The organism is Brevibacillus sp. NRS-1366 (assembly GCF_050467985.1).
Genome location: NZ_JBITPN010000016.1, coordinates 30,082 through 44,814 on the forward strand (window position 1 = coordinate 30,082; position 14,733 = coordinate 44,814).

Consider the following 14,733-nt stretch of genomic DNA (forward strand, 5'->3'; position numbering starts at 1 on the left):
GTTTGAAAGCTGCAAAAGCTGTTATACAAGATGACGAGGACTTCATTGAGCGTTTGCAACAAGCCGAGAACGACAGCAAAGAGAAAGTGTAGAGTGATGAAAATTGAAAAAACTACTCAGCGTCGTGTTCGCTTTTCTGGTAGGGTGTGTTTTTTTCATGGGTACAACCTATGCAAATTGGGCATATATGTTTGTTGTCAATGACGGAAAAATATATATCGTTTCGGATAGTCAAGTTGATCTAAAACAAATTGGTTCGAAGGTAGGTGAGGTTACTAAATATTCTGATCAAGAAAGTACTTACTCAGGGAATTTTTCAAATCGATATCCGAAAGGTACTGAATACTATGAAATAATTGGAAATGACCTACATGAAGCAATTGCTGTTAAGGAAAATGAGGGACAATTTATCAAAGCGAATTTTCAAGGCGAGTATGCTGGCAGCAAGTATGATTGGCGAGGTTTTTTACCGTATATAGTCGGAGTTCTTTTCTTGTTCGTATTCATCTATTTAATAAAACAACGTTTGAAAAAAGAAGCATCATAGAAAAGAACGTGAAACGGGGGTTATGTCATGCGTAAGTATGTTTTGGTTACATCGAGTCTCATGATTGTTCTTACCGTATGGGAACTCATCTATGCGTATATGCCAAAGACAGGTCCGATTGGAGATGGTCCGAACATGGCTCGTGTTTGGCTCCAATCGTCCGCATCATTTATCGGGGGAATAGGTTTTTTGTCCTTGGCAATTTATCAGATTGTGAAAGAGAAAAAGACAAAATAACAAAAGCGTCCATTACTGCTTGGGACGCTTTTTTTCGTTTTCCAATGCTTCGATTCGCTTTTCTAATTCTTCGATCGTTCGCCGCATTGGCAACAACATGGCCACATGGCAGGCAAACAGCCAATTGTTTTTCCCAGCCCATTTGATTAATGTAGTCATAATTCATTCCTGTGCCTGTAAAGAATGGTCCCGCTTCATAATCGCAGCTCCAAGACACTTGCTGTATTAATCCCCCTGTATCTCACTATCTTTATCAAAAATTCGTCTTTTCTAAAGCTAACTGTACGCACCAGTTTCTAAATCTCCCAAATACTTAGCTCTAGCGTGAAGGTGAGTAATATCTCTACATTTTGAATCAATCACTTTTTGCAGTGCTTCTACTTGTAAGCCTTCTCGAAATACGCGCTTGCCTGTTGAGGTGAAAGGGTTTTGGGCGATAGGTGTCTCAAACTTGATGAACGCTTACAACATTGGATAAAAGAAAAGCCCTGTACATTTCGTACAAGGCTTTTCTTTGCTCTTCCTATTGTTTGGTCAAAATGACAGGACCATCCGCCGTGATCGCGATGGTATGCTCGTATTGGGCAGAAAGCTTTCCGTCCCGCGTGCGGGCTGTCCAGCCATCTTCGTCAATGGATACGTGGTACGTGCCGATATTTAACATCGGCTCGATGGTGATGACCATACCTTCTTTAAGGCGCTGGCCGCGTCCTGCTGGACCAAAATGAGGAACGTATGGCTCTTCATGCATCTCTTGGCCGATCCCGTGACCGGTAAAATCCCGAACTACTGAGTAACCTTCGCCTTGCGCGTACGTCTGGATCGCGTGGGAGATGTCTCCGATTCGGTTTCCGACGACAGCTTGCTCAATGCCTAGATACAAGGACTTTTCAGTCACTTTCAACAGTTTCTTCGCTTCCGGTGAAACGTTGCCTACCTCATACGACCAGGCCGAATCAGCCAGCCAGTCATCTTTACGCACTACCATATCAATCGTCACGATATCTCCGTCACGAAGTGGCTCTTTTTTCGGAAAACCGTGGCAGATCACGTCATTGACAGAGCCGCAGGTGGCGTACGGGTAACCGTGAAAGCCCTTTTGCTCTGGAGTAGCGTTGTGTTTTGCCAAAAACTCTTCTACGAATTGATCAATTTCCCAGGTGGAAATACCGGGGCGGATGATAGTCGCAATTTCACGATGGCAAGCTGCCAGGATTTTGCCTGCTGCCCGCATAAGTTCAATTTCTTCAGGTGTCTTGAGGATAATCATCGCTTCTCTCCTTGTCCTCGAATAGTTCTCTTCTCTCTACAGTATATAGTGTAGACTGGTTTTCGGCCAATTGCCACAGCCAAAACAGCATGGTAGGATGAGGAAGAAGTAAACAACCTGGGGGTAGGTAGCGTGGACAAGTTTCAAGAGCATCTGGCGAACTACCAGATACATGTGAAAGAAGACGTGGAAAAACGCGTGGCTTTTATACGCGAACAAATTGATGGGCAAAAACTCGGTGGAGCCGTTGTAGGGATCTCCGGCGGTATTGATAGTGCAGTGACTGCGGCGTTATGTGTCCGTGCCCTCGGGCGTGATCGAGTGATTGGTGTATGGCTGCCGGCGTATTCTCTCGGCGTTCATGAAGAAGATTCAAAGCGCCTGGCAAAGGCTATTGATCTTCATTTGGTTACCGTTGATGTAGGCCCGGCTTACGATGCACTCGTTCCTGTTATTGAAGGCGTATTGCCGCTTGATGACAAAACGAGGGGCAACACAAAAGCGCGACTTCGTATGACGACTCTATACGCGATCGCGAATCAAAAAGGATATCTGGTTGCAGATACGTGCAATCTCAGTGAGGTCCACGTCGGCTATATGACCAAAGGTGGAGATGGTCTGGCTGACTTCAACCCTGTTGCTAGCCTGACAAAGCATGAGATGCGCATTCTTGCCGCAGAGCTTGGAGTTCCAGATTCGATCATTACCAAGCCACCATCTGCTGACCTCTGGGAAGGGCAGACAGATGAGCAGGAAATGGGCTTTACCTACGAGGATCTCGACCGCTATCTCATTACAGGTGAGACCAGACCAGAGGCCAAAGAACGCATCGATTATTTGCACCGGATTTCAGAGCACAAGCGTAACCTCATGCCGGGAATTTAAAGATGTATACTGTTAATAGAGGTTGATTCTTGGGCAATTTTGTACGATAATAGAGGTTATGCACAGATCTCTCTAGAAAGAGGTGGAACAGATGTCGACGACTGAATTGATGCTGAGAACAAGTCTGGAAGGACGTGTGAAGCGTACCTTGCAAACGTATTTCCGTCGCCCCAACTACGTGTTGGTAAGCGAAAGCCTGGGAGCGAACGGCCTGTCCCCAGAACAAGTGGAAGTTACCTTGGAATTATTGAAGCAAGAGAATACTGTTGCCGAAATCATGGAGCAACTGCGGGATAAAGGCTACTTCGCATAACTTTGTGAGCAGAAAAAAGACCGGTATGACAATGGATTTGTCAATCACCGGTCTTTTTTGTTTTGAAGGGGTGTCATCCCCTCGTAAGAGATACGTCCCGATGACACATTTCGGCGCATCTTTTTTCGACGATAAAACTGCAGAGCTGCAGAGACGAGAAAATAACTGGCAACCGCAACAATCAGCCCCATGACGGCGCTGCCTGTAAAATAGGCAAGCCCCTTTTCCTTCATCCAAATCAACCATTTTTGCCAAGGCTCGTTATTGTGAATCAGGTGTTCTTGGAGCGGTTTACCGACGATTGCGTAGCCCAGATTGTAGTTGATGACCATAAAAATAGGAAGGACCAGCTTGCCGATTACGAATGCAATCAACGCAGCGGGTAAACTGGCGCGAAAGAGCTTGACCAGTGGAAAGAGCAATAGAAACGCTAGACCAAAGGTGGGAAGCGTGATGAATTCTACAAAAATCCCAACGCTGAAGCCCCTGGCGACAAAGGACGGCGCCCCTTTCATGCGAATCAGCTTGAAGTACTCGTATTTTAGCTTACGATAGATTTTTCTCCACATCTGGTCTGTCCCTCGTTTGTCCCGTAGCCATTTTTTTCATTATAACCAAAGGTGGTTTTAATAGTCATCAAAATTACAAGCATGAAATGCAATTCATCTAAAAAATAACGATTTGTTATTCTTGCAATCATTTCAATTAATTATCATAGAAAGTATTACCTAGGTAAACGTACACCGACGCCGATAGATTGTCAACCAAACTGACGATTTGTGAATACTTTTATCTTTTGGCATAATGGAGGGGGCAGACATGCCGGAAAAGTGGTGACATACGTGACTGAAGTGATGGCAACCATCGGCGACTCGATTTCGCAATATGGTTACGGAGCCTTATTTGGATTGTTTTTTCTGGGAATACTGGGTATGCCCTTGCCGGAAGAGACACTGCTCGTATTCTCAGGCTACCTCGTCTCTACGGGCAAGCTGGCGTACTTTCCTACCTTATTGGCTTGCTTTTTCGGTTCAGTTACGGCGATGACGGCTGCTTATTGGATCGGAAGAACTCTGGGATTTGCTTTTCTGGAGCGATATGGGAAACGATTGGGAATGGGCTATACGTTGTATAAAAAAACAGAAGACTGGTTTAATCGAGTAGGCAAGTGGGCGCTCCCCCTCGGGTATTTTATCCCTGGTGTTCGGCAGTTTACCGCTTATTTTGCCGGGATCACAAGGCTGCCTTTTCCCACCTTCATGCTGTATACATACTCGGGCGGGCTCTTTTGGAGTGTGTTGTTTGTGACACTGGGGTGGCAGTTGGGTGAGCGATGGGAAGATGTGTTTGATCTCATTTCCCGCAATCTTGCTATCTTTTTCATATGTTTGCTGCTCATTATTGCTGGCTGGTCGTACATCCGCCACAAGATGAACATGAAAAAAGTAAAACGGGGGGAATCACAATGAACGAGGAAGAGCGCAATGCGGAGATGCAGAATGAAAACTTGCCTGCCGTAAGAGTGCCTGCCGAGCTGGTTCCGGTAGAGCTTCCTGAAACACACCAGCGTTTTTATGACAAGCTGCGGGCCAAAATCGAGAGCTTCATTAAAGACAAGGGGGTAAATGAGACCGTCGCTAATTATATTCTGCTCGCACCGGATCTGTTCGTACTGCTTGCACGATTGCTGCTGGACAAGCGGGTAGGCGTTCAGTCCAAAGCATTCGCTGGAATAGCGGTGGCCTACTTTATTGCCCCGATCGACTTTATCCCAGAGGCGCTTGTCGGCGGCTTCGGGCTTTTAGATGATGTTATTTTAGCAGTGTATGCCCTGCGCCGTATTCTTGTTGATGTCGACGCGGCGATTGTTCGCGAGCATTGGAACGGGGAAGAGGACTTGCTTGGAGTCATTACAAAAGTGATCAAGTCGGCTGACGATCTGGTCGGTAAAAAAATCGTGAAAAAGCTGGAAGAGATCCTGTTTCGAAAAAAATAAGCTAGGATGGGACGAGTAGATGAAATATCTCATGGATTATCAAGAGGGAGAGCGGGTTGTCGCGTTTTGTCTGGTAAAAAACAAAGAAGCTGGCGTGGCGAGCAATCAAAGTGAGTATCTCAATCTAGAGCTGGGAGATCGGTCTGGTACGCTCACGGCAAAGCTGTGGGATGTCAGTGCCGAAATGAAAGAAGCCATCACCGTCAAGTCAGTTGTCAAAATTGATGCGGCGGTGCAAATGTACCGAGGGAAGAAGCAGTTAGTCATCCAACGAATTCGGCCTGCGTCGGCGTCAGATGAGGTCCTGATGGAATCACTTATTCCTGTTTCTCCCGTTCCGGTGGATGAATTGTGGGAAAAGCTGGAGCAGACGATCCACAGCCTGCAAAGCCAGACGCTAAAGGCGATTATTACGGAAGCGCTGCTAAATGAAGAGGTTCGGGAGCGAATCCGCCAGTACCCGGCTGGTGTTCGGATGCATCATAACTACTTTCACGGCTTGTTGGAGCATATTGTCTCCTTGCTTACAGCCGCTGAAAGACTGTTGCCATTATATCCCCAAGTAGACCGGGATGTGCTGTATGCTACCTGCATCATGCATGACATCGGCAAGCTTTATGAGTTGTCTGATCCGGTGGCTCCAGATTATACGACGCCTGGACAATTGATCGGGCATTTGGTCATGGGAGTAGAGATGGTGAGTGGCATTTGCCGTAAGCTGGATATTCCGTTGGGAGACGCAGAAGTGCTTCACTTGAAGCATTGTATTTTAAGTCATCATGGTGAAGTCGAGAATGGTTGGGGCAGTGCCGTTTCCGGAAAAACGCCGACTGCGGTTTTGTTCCACTACCTCGACCAGATCGACAGCAAAATGAATGCATTGGGACAAACCCTCGCTGACATGGGTGAGGACGAAGAATGGGCCTATGCAGGTGTCCTCAAACGGAAGGTTTGGCGTGGCTTTTAGATATTTTACAACAGATGAGGTCTGCTGCACGATGTGCGGCGGCCTTTTTGGTTTGTTGCGTAACGTTTTCCTCCCGATGTCCGTCTTTTTATTAATGGCTAAATAAGGAGGAAAATCAGTGAAAAAGAGAAGCAAAGCGGTTATTCTTCTGCTGGCAGCCAGCGCCTTTACGACTCCAGGATTGGTTGTGCAGCCCGTGCCTGTTATCGCTTACGATGGGAAATCAAGCTTGGAACCGATAGAGCTGCCGTCCGAAGTCATTGATATGCTTGAGCACCTAAAAGAAAGCTACTTACCGGCAGTAGAAAATTTGCATGTAGACTCATTCGGGAATAGAGGTAGCTCGTATATACTCAATCTCTCGGACAGAAAAAGCATCATCACGGAAAATATCTCCCTGAAGCTGGTTATGGACGGAAGCGAAAATATTTCATTATTAAAGTTTACAGACGAAGGTAGAGACAAAAAGAAAAGACCGAATAAACAGCAAAGTTATAAGAAAGCGATAGACTTCATCCGTGATCATTTCTCTGAAAGCCATCTTGTATCAAGCCAAGCCATGCTCACTAAAAAGCGCGGATCAGCCTATGAGAATCTGGTCGTTGTCCCTTTTTATCCTGTGTTGAATGATGTGCGGGTAACCAAGGAAATGGGGCAGGCAATGGTCGACGCCGATGGGCAGATCGTTCTTTTTCAGCAAACAAATGAAAAAGTACCACTTGCGTCAGCGGTAACGAACCCAAAGCAAGCGATCGCAGAGGACAAGGCCAAGCAAGCGTTCGCAGGCGAGCTTGAGATGGAACTGGTCTACGATACAGCTGCAGGAGGGCTTGTCTATCAGCCGAAACATTTGGCAGTCATTGATGCAGTAACGGGAGAGATAATTCCTTCCGTTACGGTGGAGAGCAGCAAAACAATGAATCTCAAGGGATCGTCTGATGGCTTGAGCTGGAAAAATGAAACGAAACTCGAGCAAATGCTGGAAAAGGAATTTGGGCTTTTGGCGAATACTTTGAAGTATGATCATGTGACTGAAAAAAACAAAAATAGTGACATAGATGTATATGAATGGACTTCACGCATGTACCAGAGTGCATCATTTATCCTAGACCGCAAGACAGGTCTGCCTATAGAAGTGAAGGTAGAAGGAACGAAGAGTGGCGAAAGCAAGCGAACGTTAGATGAAGCAGAGTCAGAAGGACTGGCGGTGCAGTTTGTAGAGAAATACTTGCTGCCTGCGGAAAAGTCGTTTGTGGTTAAAAAATCACGGCTTATAGAAAATCTGCCGGGGTGGGTGGATCAAAATCGCGTCCATACCATTTATAGCTATCGTTTTCATCCGCAAGTGGAAGGAATTCCGACGAAAGAACCTGTGTATTCCATCGATGTGGATGCCCAAAAAGGCATAGTTGTCCGAGCGGAGGCGTCGACCTTACCGAGCTTGCCAACTAAGCTGGAACAGCAAAAGCTAGTCGACGAAGCACAAGCAAAACAGGCATTTCTAGGGCAGGCGAAGGTGTCATTAGCTTATTGGTACCCCAAGGTTGATACGCAGACAGCTGCATTGCCGCAGCTTGTTTATTTGCCTTCGTCTGAGACGTTATCGACACAGATTCATGCTGCTACCGGAGAAGCCCAAGAGACTTGGCTTGAATGGAAGGACCCGGCAGGCGGGTGAGCCCTTGCCGGGTTTTCCCTTTTTACTGAATCAGAAAGTATAAACCTCGCGCATCCGCTTCCTGATTCAGCAAGAATAACCTTCCACTAAAACGCGGTCGCTCCTCCTTGAGGAGGCCTTGATAGAGGTTTTCTTATTATCGAAATTGATAAACACTTTGCAAGCGGTAGGATTTTTTTTCTTTTTGTAGAATATCTCTTTGATTCCCATTTGATTTGGCAGACAATGCCGATCACGAGAAGGAGAAAGTGCATGAAACGGCCAACCTTTACCCTACCAAGTATTGTCAAGAAGGTATTCCGGTCTGGTGAGCGCTCCCTCCCCCGGACGGAGATTTGCTCCCGGATGGAAGCGAATGAGCTGAATGCTTTTTTGGATCTGGACAGCACGGCACTATTAGATAAAGTGCTGCAGATGGATCAGTCACCAGTGCGGGTTGCCAGTTCTGAAGCAATCGTGGAACTAACCTATCAGCCACATCAACTATATGATCTGGCGTACCGTTTTCTGCGCGATACCCAAACACCTAAGAAGATTGAGCAAATTGTCGCAGAGCTTCGTCGCCAAACGCAGTTTGGCTGGAACCAAATCCTACGCTTGCTGCAAATGGAGCGTGACACTCGCTTCGTGCAGTACCAGGGGGATATTCGCTGGTTCCTAGCTGAGTGGACACTGGGAAATGACCAAGTGTACGACTTTTGCCGTAATAACAGCATCACACAGGTGTCTTCTCGTTCCCTGGTACATTTTTTGGAACAAGAAGTAGGCATTGCAGCAGAAGCGGCTTTTCTACCCGTTCTTGATGATCGCTTCCGAATCGATGGAGAGACATTGTACATCATCGTACGCAATGAGGATGAGAATGAAGAACAACTTGAGGAACAAACCGAAGAGCTGGCGGTAACTGAGATTGCTGTGACCGCCACTTCTGAAACGATATCGAAGACCGTATCCGTATCAGAAGCAGTCGTATCCGAATCAGCTCAGCTATCGCAGCAAGAGAAGCAGCAAGAACTACCATTTACCAAGGAGGATAATACGATGAGCATCGCAACTAACCAACAAGTTCTTGAGGAAGTACAACAGCTTTTGCAACAGGCAATTAGCCGTTTGGAAGCTCGCCAACTAGATATGTCTCAGGAGGTCGTCAATCATTTTCAACAAAGCAACATGCAAGCTATAGAAGTGCTGATGAAAGAGAAACATAAACATGAGCAGATCGTACTTGGCATTCAACAAGTGCTGGCGACTAGTGAACAACAATGAGTAAACTTGGGGCTACGATCCGGTTGGAGCAGAGATTTGCCTTGCTGCGCGAAGTAATCGCGGGCTATCGGATTCGCCTTCAGGAAATGGAGCAGGAAGTAGTGGAATTATTCACCGCAAACCAGCTCTCTGCTATTTCTGCATGTATGGGCGAGAAGCAGCGCATCGTTAGATTGATGAACCGGCTGGAACAATTCATTGTCCAGTGGGAAAGCAACAGTGATGTGGGAATCGCGCATGAACCAAAACGAGAAAACTTGAACACATGATGAAAAATGCGGTAATATAGGGGGATTGTGCAGGATTCCCCGCGCATGCCGCGTGGGATGGAAAGGAGATCCAAACCCTCTATGTCAGTAGGAAGAAACGAATTGTGCCCCTGCGGGAGCGGGAAAAAATACAAAAAATGCTGCGGGGTAGTCACGCCGATAACGGAGCTGCGTAGCCGCCACGAACAAAAATTACAAAAAGAATACGCTGGCTGGGTTGAAAGATTGAACCATTTTGTCGGTGGAAATGTGACCAGCGAAGTAATTCAGGAAGCTCGAAGCCGTTTTGCCGATGAGGTCGGTCTTTCGGAAGAGAGCGTTATTCGTCCAGAATGGGCGGCTCATTTCTTCAACTGGTGTGTTCTGGACGTGAAAACAAGCGGAAGCACACTGCTGGAGAACTATGTAAAGCAGCATGGCCGTCGGATGGAACCAGATCTTCGTCGTGCTTTTGCCCGGTTGCACCTAAATGTGTATGAGATCGTTGAAGTGGAACGTGATGTCCTGACGATTCAACAGCCGATCACAAAAGAAATGCACTACATGCTTCGATCCAATAACTTGAACGTACGGCCAGGTCAATTTATCGTTGGACGTCTTCTGAATTTGGGGCTGCGCGATATGCTCTTTTCGGGCAGTATCATTTTGCAGCCGCATGTGAAAACACAGTTGCTGGATTGGTTGAACGGGCATCCTGAAGTGGCGGATGCGGCTGACGATACTGGCAAACGCGTATATACGACAGAGCTGTATCGTTTCATTGTTCAGTTTGGTGAAGCTGCAGAAGAGGGGCAGGCGACAAAAGAAGATGCTTTGCTCCGCCGTACGTATGCCTTGGCCAATCGCGAGCAATTGCGCAAGAGCATAGAGGCAAACAGAGCCTTTGAACTGAAAAAACGGGATGGGTCACGTGAGATTTGGGTGTATGCCACACGCAAAGAAGAGCACCTGTTTCCGATGCTAAAAAATGCGTTGCTTGAGCTTTATGAGGTACAAGCAGAGGTGCTGGTGCAAGAGGATAAGCTCCTGCTGGAAGGATATGCTCCCCAGCTGGATGAAGTAGCACGTCTGCTGGAACTACTGGCGTACGAAAGCGAAGAGGAGATTCGCGTTCTGACGTCCACAAACTCTAAGCTGTCAAGAGGAACACTGTTTATCACGAGTCAACCTATGCTTCCGCCAAAGGTCCTGCAGTGGGCTGTTCAAACGTACTTCGCAGAAAAATGGCTGGTAACCCCGCATGAACAGCTGGACGATCTGGCTCCAATATTAGTGGCTGCAACGGATAATGAAGAGCTGTGCAGCAAACTCAAAGCGCTGATGGAACAAATGGAGCAAGACAGCAAGATCGGACAGGGCTTGGCTCGCTTTATCCGCATGGACATGCTCCGGCCGCGTTTGACCCTTGCAAATGACAGCCTTCATGTGAACAATCTGCTGGAACGTCCTTTGATTGAGGGATTGCCTGAGAGCGTGTATACCGTTCATCCGGAGAGGTTGGCGGACATCAATCGCTTCGTACAGGAAATGACAGACGGCAAGTCAGAAGCGACTGTCAAAAAGTACGATGAAGTGATGAATAACTTCCGTTCCTTCGTTAGAGGGGCATTTGGTCCTGCTTTTACATGGGATCAACTGCGCCGAGAGAATATGGCCTACTTCCTAATTCACGACATCTATACTCGTGCGGATGCGACCACAAAGACGCTGGCAACGAACCTCTTGTCTGTACTCTCTGCTTTTTTCAAGTGGCTGGACAAGCAAGGGGCAGCTTCTCTGCATATGGTAATGCAGCCATTGTTTAATGAACTGAAAGAAACCTTGCCAGAGACGTATCGAATGAGAAGTCTTCTGGAGAAGGAAGCCAACCAGAATGTACTGAATACCTCTGCTTCGCTCGCAGAAATCTCCGAAGAACCGCTATTGCTTCAAGAGATGAAGGCGAACGGCTGGGTGGCTCTAAGGCCAAATGGCGAGAAGATCAACCTTGTGATCGAAGCAGACGCTGGACAAGTACTGGCTTCTGATTGGATCATTGCAGGCTTGTTCGGTAAAGGTGAGGACGGCAATTGGCGACTGTATGGTACACCAGAGCTGTATCCACCTGTTGTAGCTCATTTGTTGGGCGCGCCGACGAGTGTACTGGTATAAACAGATGAAATGACAAACCCCGAGGAATCTTACTTCCTCGGGGTTTTGTATGGTAAACGAATTCGTTCCTCAGTCTTAAAGGAAGTAGAAGAGTGTCGTTCTTGTGGTGACCCCACGCGGTTTCCCTTTTTTCATGGAACTGTGCAGGGATGACCCCTCAGCAGGGGATCCAAGAAGCTGGAGCGTTTTCTCCCTTTTCCTCTTCTCCGCCACAGCCTCACCGACCACCTACCCAAAAGGCGCGGGTGCACTTCATTGAACTTCCCGCGTTTTTCTTATGAAAAGCATGAGATTAGGTGCGTCCCCAGTTGCGAACGGTTTCGTCCTTGGGCAATAAGAAGCCTAACATACCAATCAAGGGCAACCAGGAGCATAGTGTAATGACAAACGAGAGGCTGAACGTATCTGCGAGGGACCCAAAGACGAGGGCGCCCATCCCCCCCATTCCAAAAGCCAGACCAATAATGAGACCTGATACAGTGCCGATTCTGCCTGGAAGCAGCTCCTGTGCGTAAACAACCGTTACAGAAAAACTGGAAAGCATGATCAGCCCGCTCAAAAAAAGCAGCGGAAACGTCCAAAAACCTGAAACATAAGGCGTCAGGAGAGTCAATGGGAGTGAACCCAATGTGGAGAGAATCAGCAGGTTGCGCTTTCCAAAACGATCCGAGAGAGGGCCACCTAGAAACGTACCGATAGCGCCTGCCAGCAAAAAGCCAAAAATGACTAGCTGTGCGCTGGCGTACTCCATATCCTTGACATACATCAAGTAAAACTGATAAAAACTCTGGTATCCGGCATTCATCCAGGATCGGACACTTACAATTAGCACCAAAAGACCTATGGCAATTAATCGCTTATCTCGATGGGAATACGCTGCAGGAGCTGCGGCGGCTTTTTTCAGGCGCTGTTGTCCACGGTACCACAGGGCAACGTAAAGAAGAACCGTGCTGGCAATGAGAGCGGGCAACAAGAACCACATCGCTCCTGTTTGGCCGAGATTGGCAAAAACCAATATCGTCATTAATGGGGCGAGAGCTTGGCCTGCGTTGCCTCCCACCTGGAAGATGGACTGTCCCAACCCTCGGCGTGGCCCCGATGCCAGATGTGCGAAACGAGATGCTTCGGGGTGAAAGACTGCGGAACCAATTCCCACACAAGCTACTGCCAAGAGAACAACATAATAGTTCCCAGCAAAAGCGAGTGCCAGCATGCCGAGCCCGGATACGAGCAAGGCAATCGGAGGAAGGAATGGCCGTGATTTGCGATCGGAAAAGTAGCCGACCACCGGTTGAAGAACAGAGGAAGTTAAGTTCATCACCAATAAGATCATGCCGACTTGCGTAAAACTTAGTAAAAGGTTCTTTTCCACGATGGGAAGTAAGGCAGGGATGACCGCCTGTAAACTGTCATTGAGCAAATGTACCACACTGATCGCAAACAACATGCGATAAACAGTAGGCGCTGCACTCCCCGCGGGTGGAGCCTGAATTGGTGTTGCTGAAGCGCTCATAAGGTTTCATCTCCGTCTTTTTTTTTCACTGTAGCATGGATAGCGTGGGGCGTCATTACTGTATAAGTGGAATATAGAGATGGGGTATAAGGAATGAAGCAATGATCCTCATGAAGATTTTTGCACAGGTAGGTAAACGAACCTCCATTGTCGAAAAAGAGAGGATGATGATGGACTAGACCAAGAGCAAAAGGCGAAGAGGGGTGCTGTAATGCTGGAAGGGATGTCAGAATATTGGCTATGTGTAGGTGGAGCCAATGTGGATGTGCAAGGAGTCACTCATGCCAGATTGTTGCCTGGAACGAGTAATCCTGGTCATGTCCAGCAAGCGGCAGGCGGAGTAGCTCGAAATGTGGCGGAAAACCTGGGGTGGTTGGGACAGGAAGTACAACTATTTGCCCTCGTTGGCGAAGATCCAGACGGTGAATGGTTGAGACAGACAACGGCCAAAAGTGGTGTGGCTACACATGGAATGTTTCTCATACCAGGGAAGTCGACAGGCCGGTACTTGGCTATCCGGGATTTGGACGGCGAGCTGTACTCTGGTGTTGCTGATATGGATGTGAACGACGCGTGGACTGAAACGCTTGTCCAAAGTACGCTAAGACGTTTCCCACAAGCAGCGGGTTTGTTTATGGATGCCAATCTGCCCCAAGCGGTGATGCAACAATTTCTCGATGAAGCCAAACGTCTGGATAAAATGGTCATCGTCGACCCGGTCTCTGTCAAAAAAGCAGAAAAATGGCGAGGAATGCTGGATGGTGTTCATTTGCTTATTTCCAGTATCGATGAAATAGAAACGTTGAGCGGTCAATCTCTTTATTCGTTTTATGACGTGGAGCGGTGCGCCCGCAAGCTGGTTGATGAGGGGATCCGGCAGATCATGGTTAATTGCGGAGATGCCGGCATTTGCCTATGCGATCAAAAGGACTCCATCTGGATGCAAGCACCACCTAACCCAATTCGGGAGACGGCGGGAGATGCATTTGCAGCAGGTGTAATATATGCACAAAACAAAGCGAGCTCACTTGTGGAGCAAGCGGCATACGGGATCGCACTCGCGGAGTTGTCTGGGAAGCAGAAAGGGATGTACGATATAGAGCAATTTTTGCAGCGCAAAGAATTTTATGCTACAAGTCAGTTGCAGATAGGTGATCGGGAGCGAGGATGAGATTACATACATTGACGTACACTACTTGCGAGTCTCGCACCTTAGGAGGAGTGTACATGGAAAAGAAATCAAACGATGTAAACGGAAAACAGGAGAGCCACGTGCGACAAGGAGGCGACTCCCACCGTTCCAAAAACAAGAAAAACGATGGTCCCGTACAAGGATTCAGTCAGGCACCTCGTGGGCTGCAATAAGGCATCATAAAAGCAAAATCAACGGTTTCCCCCATCGACAAATAGATGGGGGATTTTTTGTGACAGGAACATTTTTCTACAAATGCAGACAATCATATGTTACAATACCTGAATCAGAGTATTACCATCTGAAGAAAATATTAGTGCATCTTGTCGAGTGGCACTGTTCACAATTGTGCCTCCCTTTCTGTTTGTCAAAAAACCTCGATCGAGGCCTGCTCGAGATTGAGCGACCGCGTTTTAGCGGAAAGTTACCATGCGTACCGGAATGTTCTA

Annotated in this window: 17 protein-coding genes; 13 read left to right on the forward strand and 4 right to left on the reverse strand. The window is 47.5% G+C overall.

Going from position 1 to position 14,733, the window contains the following annotated elements:
• Nucleotides 1–157 precede the first annotated feature (157 nt).
• Nucleotides 158–547, forward strand: a complete 390-nt coding sequence (locus tag ACIFQN_RS08215; RefSeq protein WP_429832524.1) for a hypothetical protein — start codon at nucleotides 158–160, stop codon at nucleotides 545–547.
• 27 nt (nucleotides 548–574) lie between these two features.
• Nucleotides 575–784, forward strand: coding sequence for a hypothetical protein (locus tag ACIFQN_RS08220; RefSeq protein ID WP_429832525.1), 210 nt, complete (start codon nucleotides 575–577; stop codon nucleotides 782–784).
• A gap of 12 nt (nucleotides 785–796) precedes the next feature.
• Here the strand turns inward: ACIFQN_RS08220 and ACIFQN_RS08225 are convergent, their stop codons facing one another.
• Entirely contained in the window at nucleotides 797–943 is a 147-nt protein-coding gene (locus tag ACIFQN_RS08225) for a hypothetical protein (RefSeq protein ID WP_429832526.1), read from the reverse strand.
• A 364-nt stretch (nucleotides 944–1,307) separates the two neighbouring features.
• Nucleotides 1,308–2,054, reverse strand: a complete 747-nt coding sequence (map, locus tag ACIFQN_RS08230) for a type I methionyl aminopeptidase (RefSeq protein WP_429832527.1) — start codon at nucleotides 2,052–2,054, stop codon at nucleotides 1,308–1,310.
• Nucleotides 2,055–2,186: 132 nt separating this feature from the next.
• Here map and nadE point away from each other — a divergent pair, with 132 nt between their 5' ends.
• Entirely contained in the window at nucleotides 2,187–2,939 is a 753-nt protein-coding gene (nadE, locus tag ACIFQN_RS08235; RefSeq protein ID WP_429832528.1) for an NAD(+) synthase, read from the forward strand.
• Nucleotides 2,940–3,030: 91 nt separating this feature from the next.
• Entirely contained in the window at nucleotides 3,031–3,252 is a 222-nt protein-coding gene (locus tag ACIFQN_RS08240; RefSeq protein ID WP_429832529.1) for a hypothetical protein, read from the forward strand.
• Nucleotides 3,253–3,296: 44 nt separating this feature from the next.
• On the opposite strand, the gene ACIFQN_RS08245 is transcribed toward ACIFQN_RS08240, so the two are convergent.
• Nucleotides 3,297–3,821 (reverse strand): DUF2062 domain-containing protein, encoded by a 525-nt coding sequence (locus ACIFQN_RS08245; RefSeq protein ID WP_429832530.1) that lies wholly within the window; start codon nucleotides 3,819–3,821, stop codon nucleotides 3,297–3,299.
• A gap of 273 nt (nucleotides 3,822–4,094) precedes the next feature.
• On the opposite strand from ACIFQN_RS08245, the gene ACIFQN_RS08250 reads away from it, so the two are divergent.
• The 7 genes from ACIFQN_RS08250 to ACIFQN_RS08280 all read left to right on the forward strand — a co-directional run bounded on the left by ACIFQN_RS08250 (nucleotide 4,095) and on the right by ACIFQN_RS08280 (nucleotide 11,579).
• The gene (locus ACIFQN_RS08250) at nucleotides 4,095–4,721 is read left to right on the forward strand and encodes a DedA family protein (protein ID WP_429832531.1); all 627 of its coding nucleotides are present in this window, start codon (nucleotides 4,095–4,097) and stop codon (nucleotides 4,719–4,721) included.
• Nucleotides 4,718–5,248 (forward strand): YkvA family protein, encoded by a 531-nt coding sequence (locus tag ACIFQN_RS08255; RefSeq protein WP_429832532.1) that lies wholly within the window; start codon nucleotides 4,718–4,720, stop codon nucleotides 5,246–5,248. The genes ACIFQN_RS08250 and ACIFQN_RS08255 overlap by 4 nt, the downstream gene beginning before the upstream one ends.
• A 19-nt stretch (nucleotides 5,249–5,267) precedes the next feature.
• Nucleotides 5,268–6,215, forward strand: coding sequence for a 3'-5' exoribonuclease YhaM family protein (locus ACIFQN_RS08260; protein ID WP_429832533.1), 948 nt, complete (start codon nucleotides 5,268–5,270; stop codon nucleotides 6,213–6,215).
• A 118-nt stretch (nucleotides 6,216–6,333) separates the two neighbouring features.
• Complete coding sequence (locus tag ACIFQN_RS08265; RefSeq protein WP_429832534.1) at nucleotides 6,334–7,893, forward strand: YcdB/YcdC domain-containing protein; 1,560 nt, start codon at nucleotides 6,334–6,336, stop codon at nucleotides 7,891–7,893.
• 252 nt (nucleotides 7,894–8,145) lie between these two features.
• Nucleotides 8,146–9,159: a hypothetical protein gene (locus ACIFQN_RS08270; RefSeq protein ID WP_429832535.1), complete on the forward strand. Its 1,014-nt coding sequence runs from the start codon at nucleotides 8,146–8,148 to the stop codon at nucleotides 9,157–9,159.
• A complete protein-coding gene (locus ACIFQN_RS08275) occupies nucleotides 9,156–9,428 on the forward strand; it encodes a hypothetical protein (protein WP_429832536.1) in 273 nt (90 codons plus the stop codon). Before ACIFQN_RS08270 ends, ACIFQN_RS08275 begins: the two co-directional genes overlap by 4 nt.
• 81 nt (nucleotides 9,429–9,509) lie before the next feature.
• Entirely contained in the window at nucleotides 9,510–11,579 is a 2,070-nt protein-coding gene (locus tag ACIFQN_RS08280; protein WP_429832537.1) for a YecA family protein, read from the forward strand.
• Nucleotides 11,580–11,871: 292 nt separating this feature from the next.
• Here ACIFQN_RS08280 and ACIFQN_RS08285 read toward each other — a convergent pair whose 3' ends face one another.
• Nucleotides 11,872–13,092 carry an MFS transporter gene (locus tag ACIFQN_RS08285; RefSeq protein WP_429832538.1) on the reverse strand — a complete coding sequence of 407 codons (1,221 nt, stop codon included), beginning with the start codon at nucleotides 13,090–13,092 and terminating at the stop codon, nucleotides 11,872–11,874.
• 211 nt (nucleotides 13,093–13,303) lie between these two features.
• On the opposite strand from ACIFQN_RS08285, the gene ACIFQN_RS08290 reads away from it, so the two are divergent.
• On the forward strand, nucleotides 13,304–14,263 hold the full coding sequence (locus tag ACIFQN_RS08290; RefSeq protein WP_429832539.1) for a carbohydrate kinase family protein: 960 nt from the start codon (nucleotides 13,304–13,306) through the stop codon (nucleotides 14,261–14,263).
• 56 nt (nucleotides 14,264–14,319) lie between these two features.
• A complete protein-coding gene (locus tag ACIFQN_RS08295) occupies nucleotides 14,320–14,457 on the forward strand; it encodes a hypothetical protein (RefSeq protein WP_429832540.1) in 138 nt (45 codons plus the stop codon).
• Nucleotides 14,458–14,733: the final 276 nt, after the last annotated feature.

Excerpts from the sequence above, each read along its gene's own strand:
- ACIFQN_RS08215 (WP_429832524.1), top strand. The coding sequence starts at position 158 with ATGGGTACAACCTATGCAAATTGGGCATATATGTTTGTTGTCAATGAC.
- ACIFQN_RS08220 (WP_429832525.1), top strand. The coding sequence starts at position 575 with ATGCGTAAGTATGTTTTGGTTACATCGAGTCTCATGATTGTTCTTACC.
- ACIFQN_RS08225 (WP_429832526.1), bottom strand. The coding sequence starts at position 943 with ATGACTACATTAATCAAATGGGCTGGGAAAAACAATTGGCTGTTTGCC.
- map (WP_429832527.1), bottom strand. The coding sequence starts at position 2,054 with ATGATTATCCTCAAGACACCTGAAGAAATTGAACTTATGCGGGCAGCA.
- ACIFQN_RS08240 (WP_429832529.1), top strand. The coding sequence starts at position 3,031 with ATGTCGACGACTGAATTGATGCTGAGAACAAGTCTGGAAGGACGTGTG.
- ACIFQN_RS08245 (WP_429832530.1), bottom strand. The coding sequence starts at position 3,821 with ATGTGGAGAAAAATCTATCGTAAGCTAAAATACGAGTACTTCAAGCTG.
- ACIFQN_RS08255 (WP_429832532.1), top strand. The coding sequence starts at position 4,718 with ATGAACGAGGAAGAGCGCAATGCGGAGATGCAGAATGAAAACTTGCCT.
- ACIFQN_RS08260 (WP_429832533.1), top strand. The coding sequence starts at position 5,268 with ATGAAATATCTCATGGATTATCAAGAGGGAGAGCGGGTTGTCGCGTTT.
- ACIFQN_RS08270 (WP_429832535.1), top strand. The coding sequence starts at position 8,146 with ATGAAACGGCCAACCTTTACCCTACCAAGTATTGTCAAGAAGGTATTC.
- ACIFQN_RS08275 (WP_429832536.1), top strand. The coding sequence starts at position 9,156 with ATGAGTAAACTTGGGGCTACGATCCGGTTGGAGCAGAGATTTGCCTTG.
- ACIFQN_RS08280 (WP_429832537.1), top strand. The coding sequence starts at position 9,510 with ATGTCAGTAGGAAGAAACGAATTGTGCCCCTGCGGGAGCGGGAAAAAA.
- ACIFQN_RS08285 (WP_429832538.1), bottom strand. The coding sequence starts at position 13,092 with ATGAGCGCTTCAGCAACACCAATTCAGGCTCCACCCGCGGGGAGTGCA.
- ACIFQN_RS08290 (WP_429832539.1), top strand. The coding sequence starts at position 13,304 with ATGCTGGAAGGGATGTCAGAATATTGGCTATGTGTAGGTGGAGCCAAT.
- ACIFQN_RS08295 (WP_429832540.1), top strand. The coding sequence starts at position 14,320 with ATGGAAAAGAAATCAAACGATGTAAACGGAAAACAGGAGAGCCACGTG.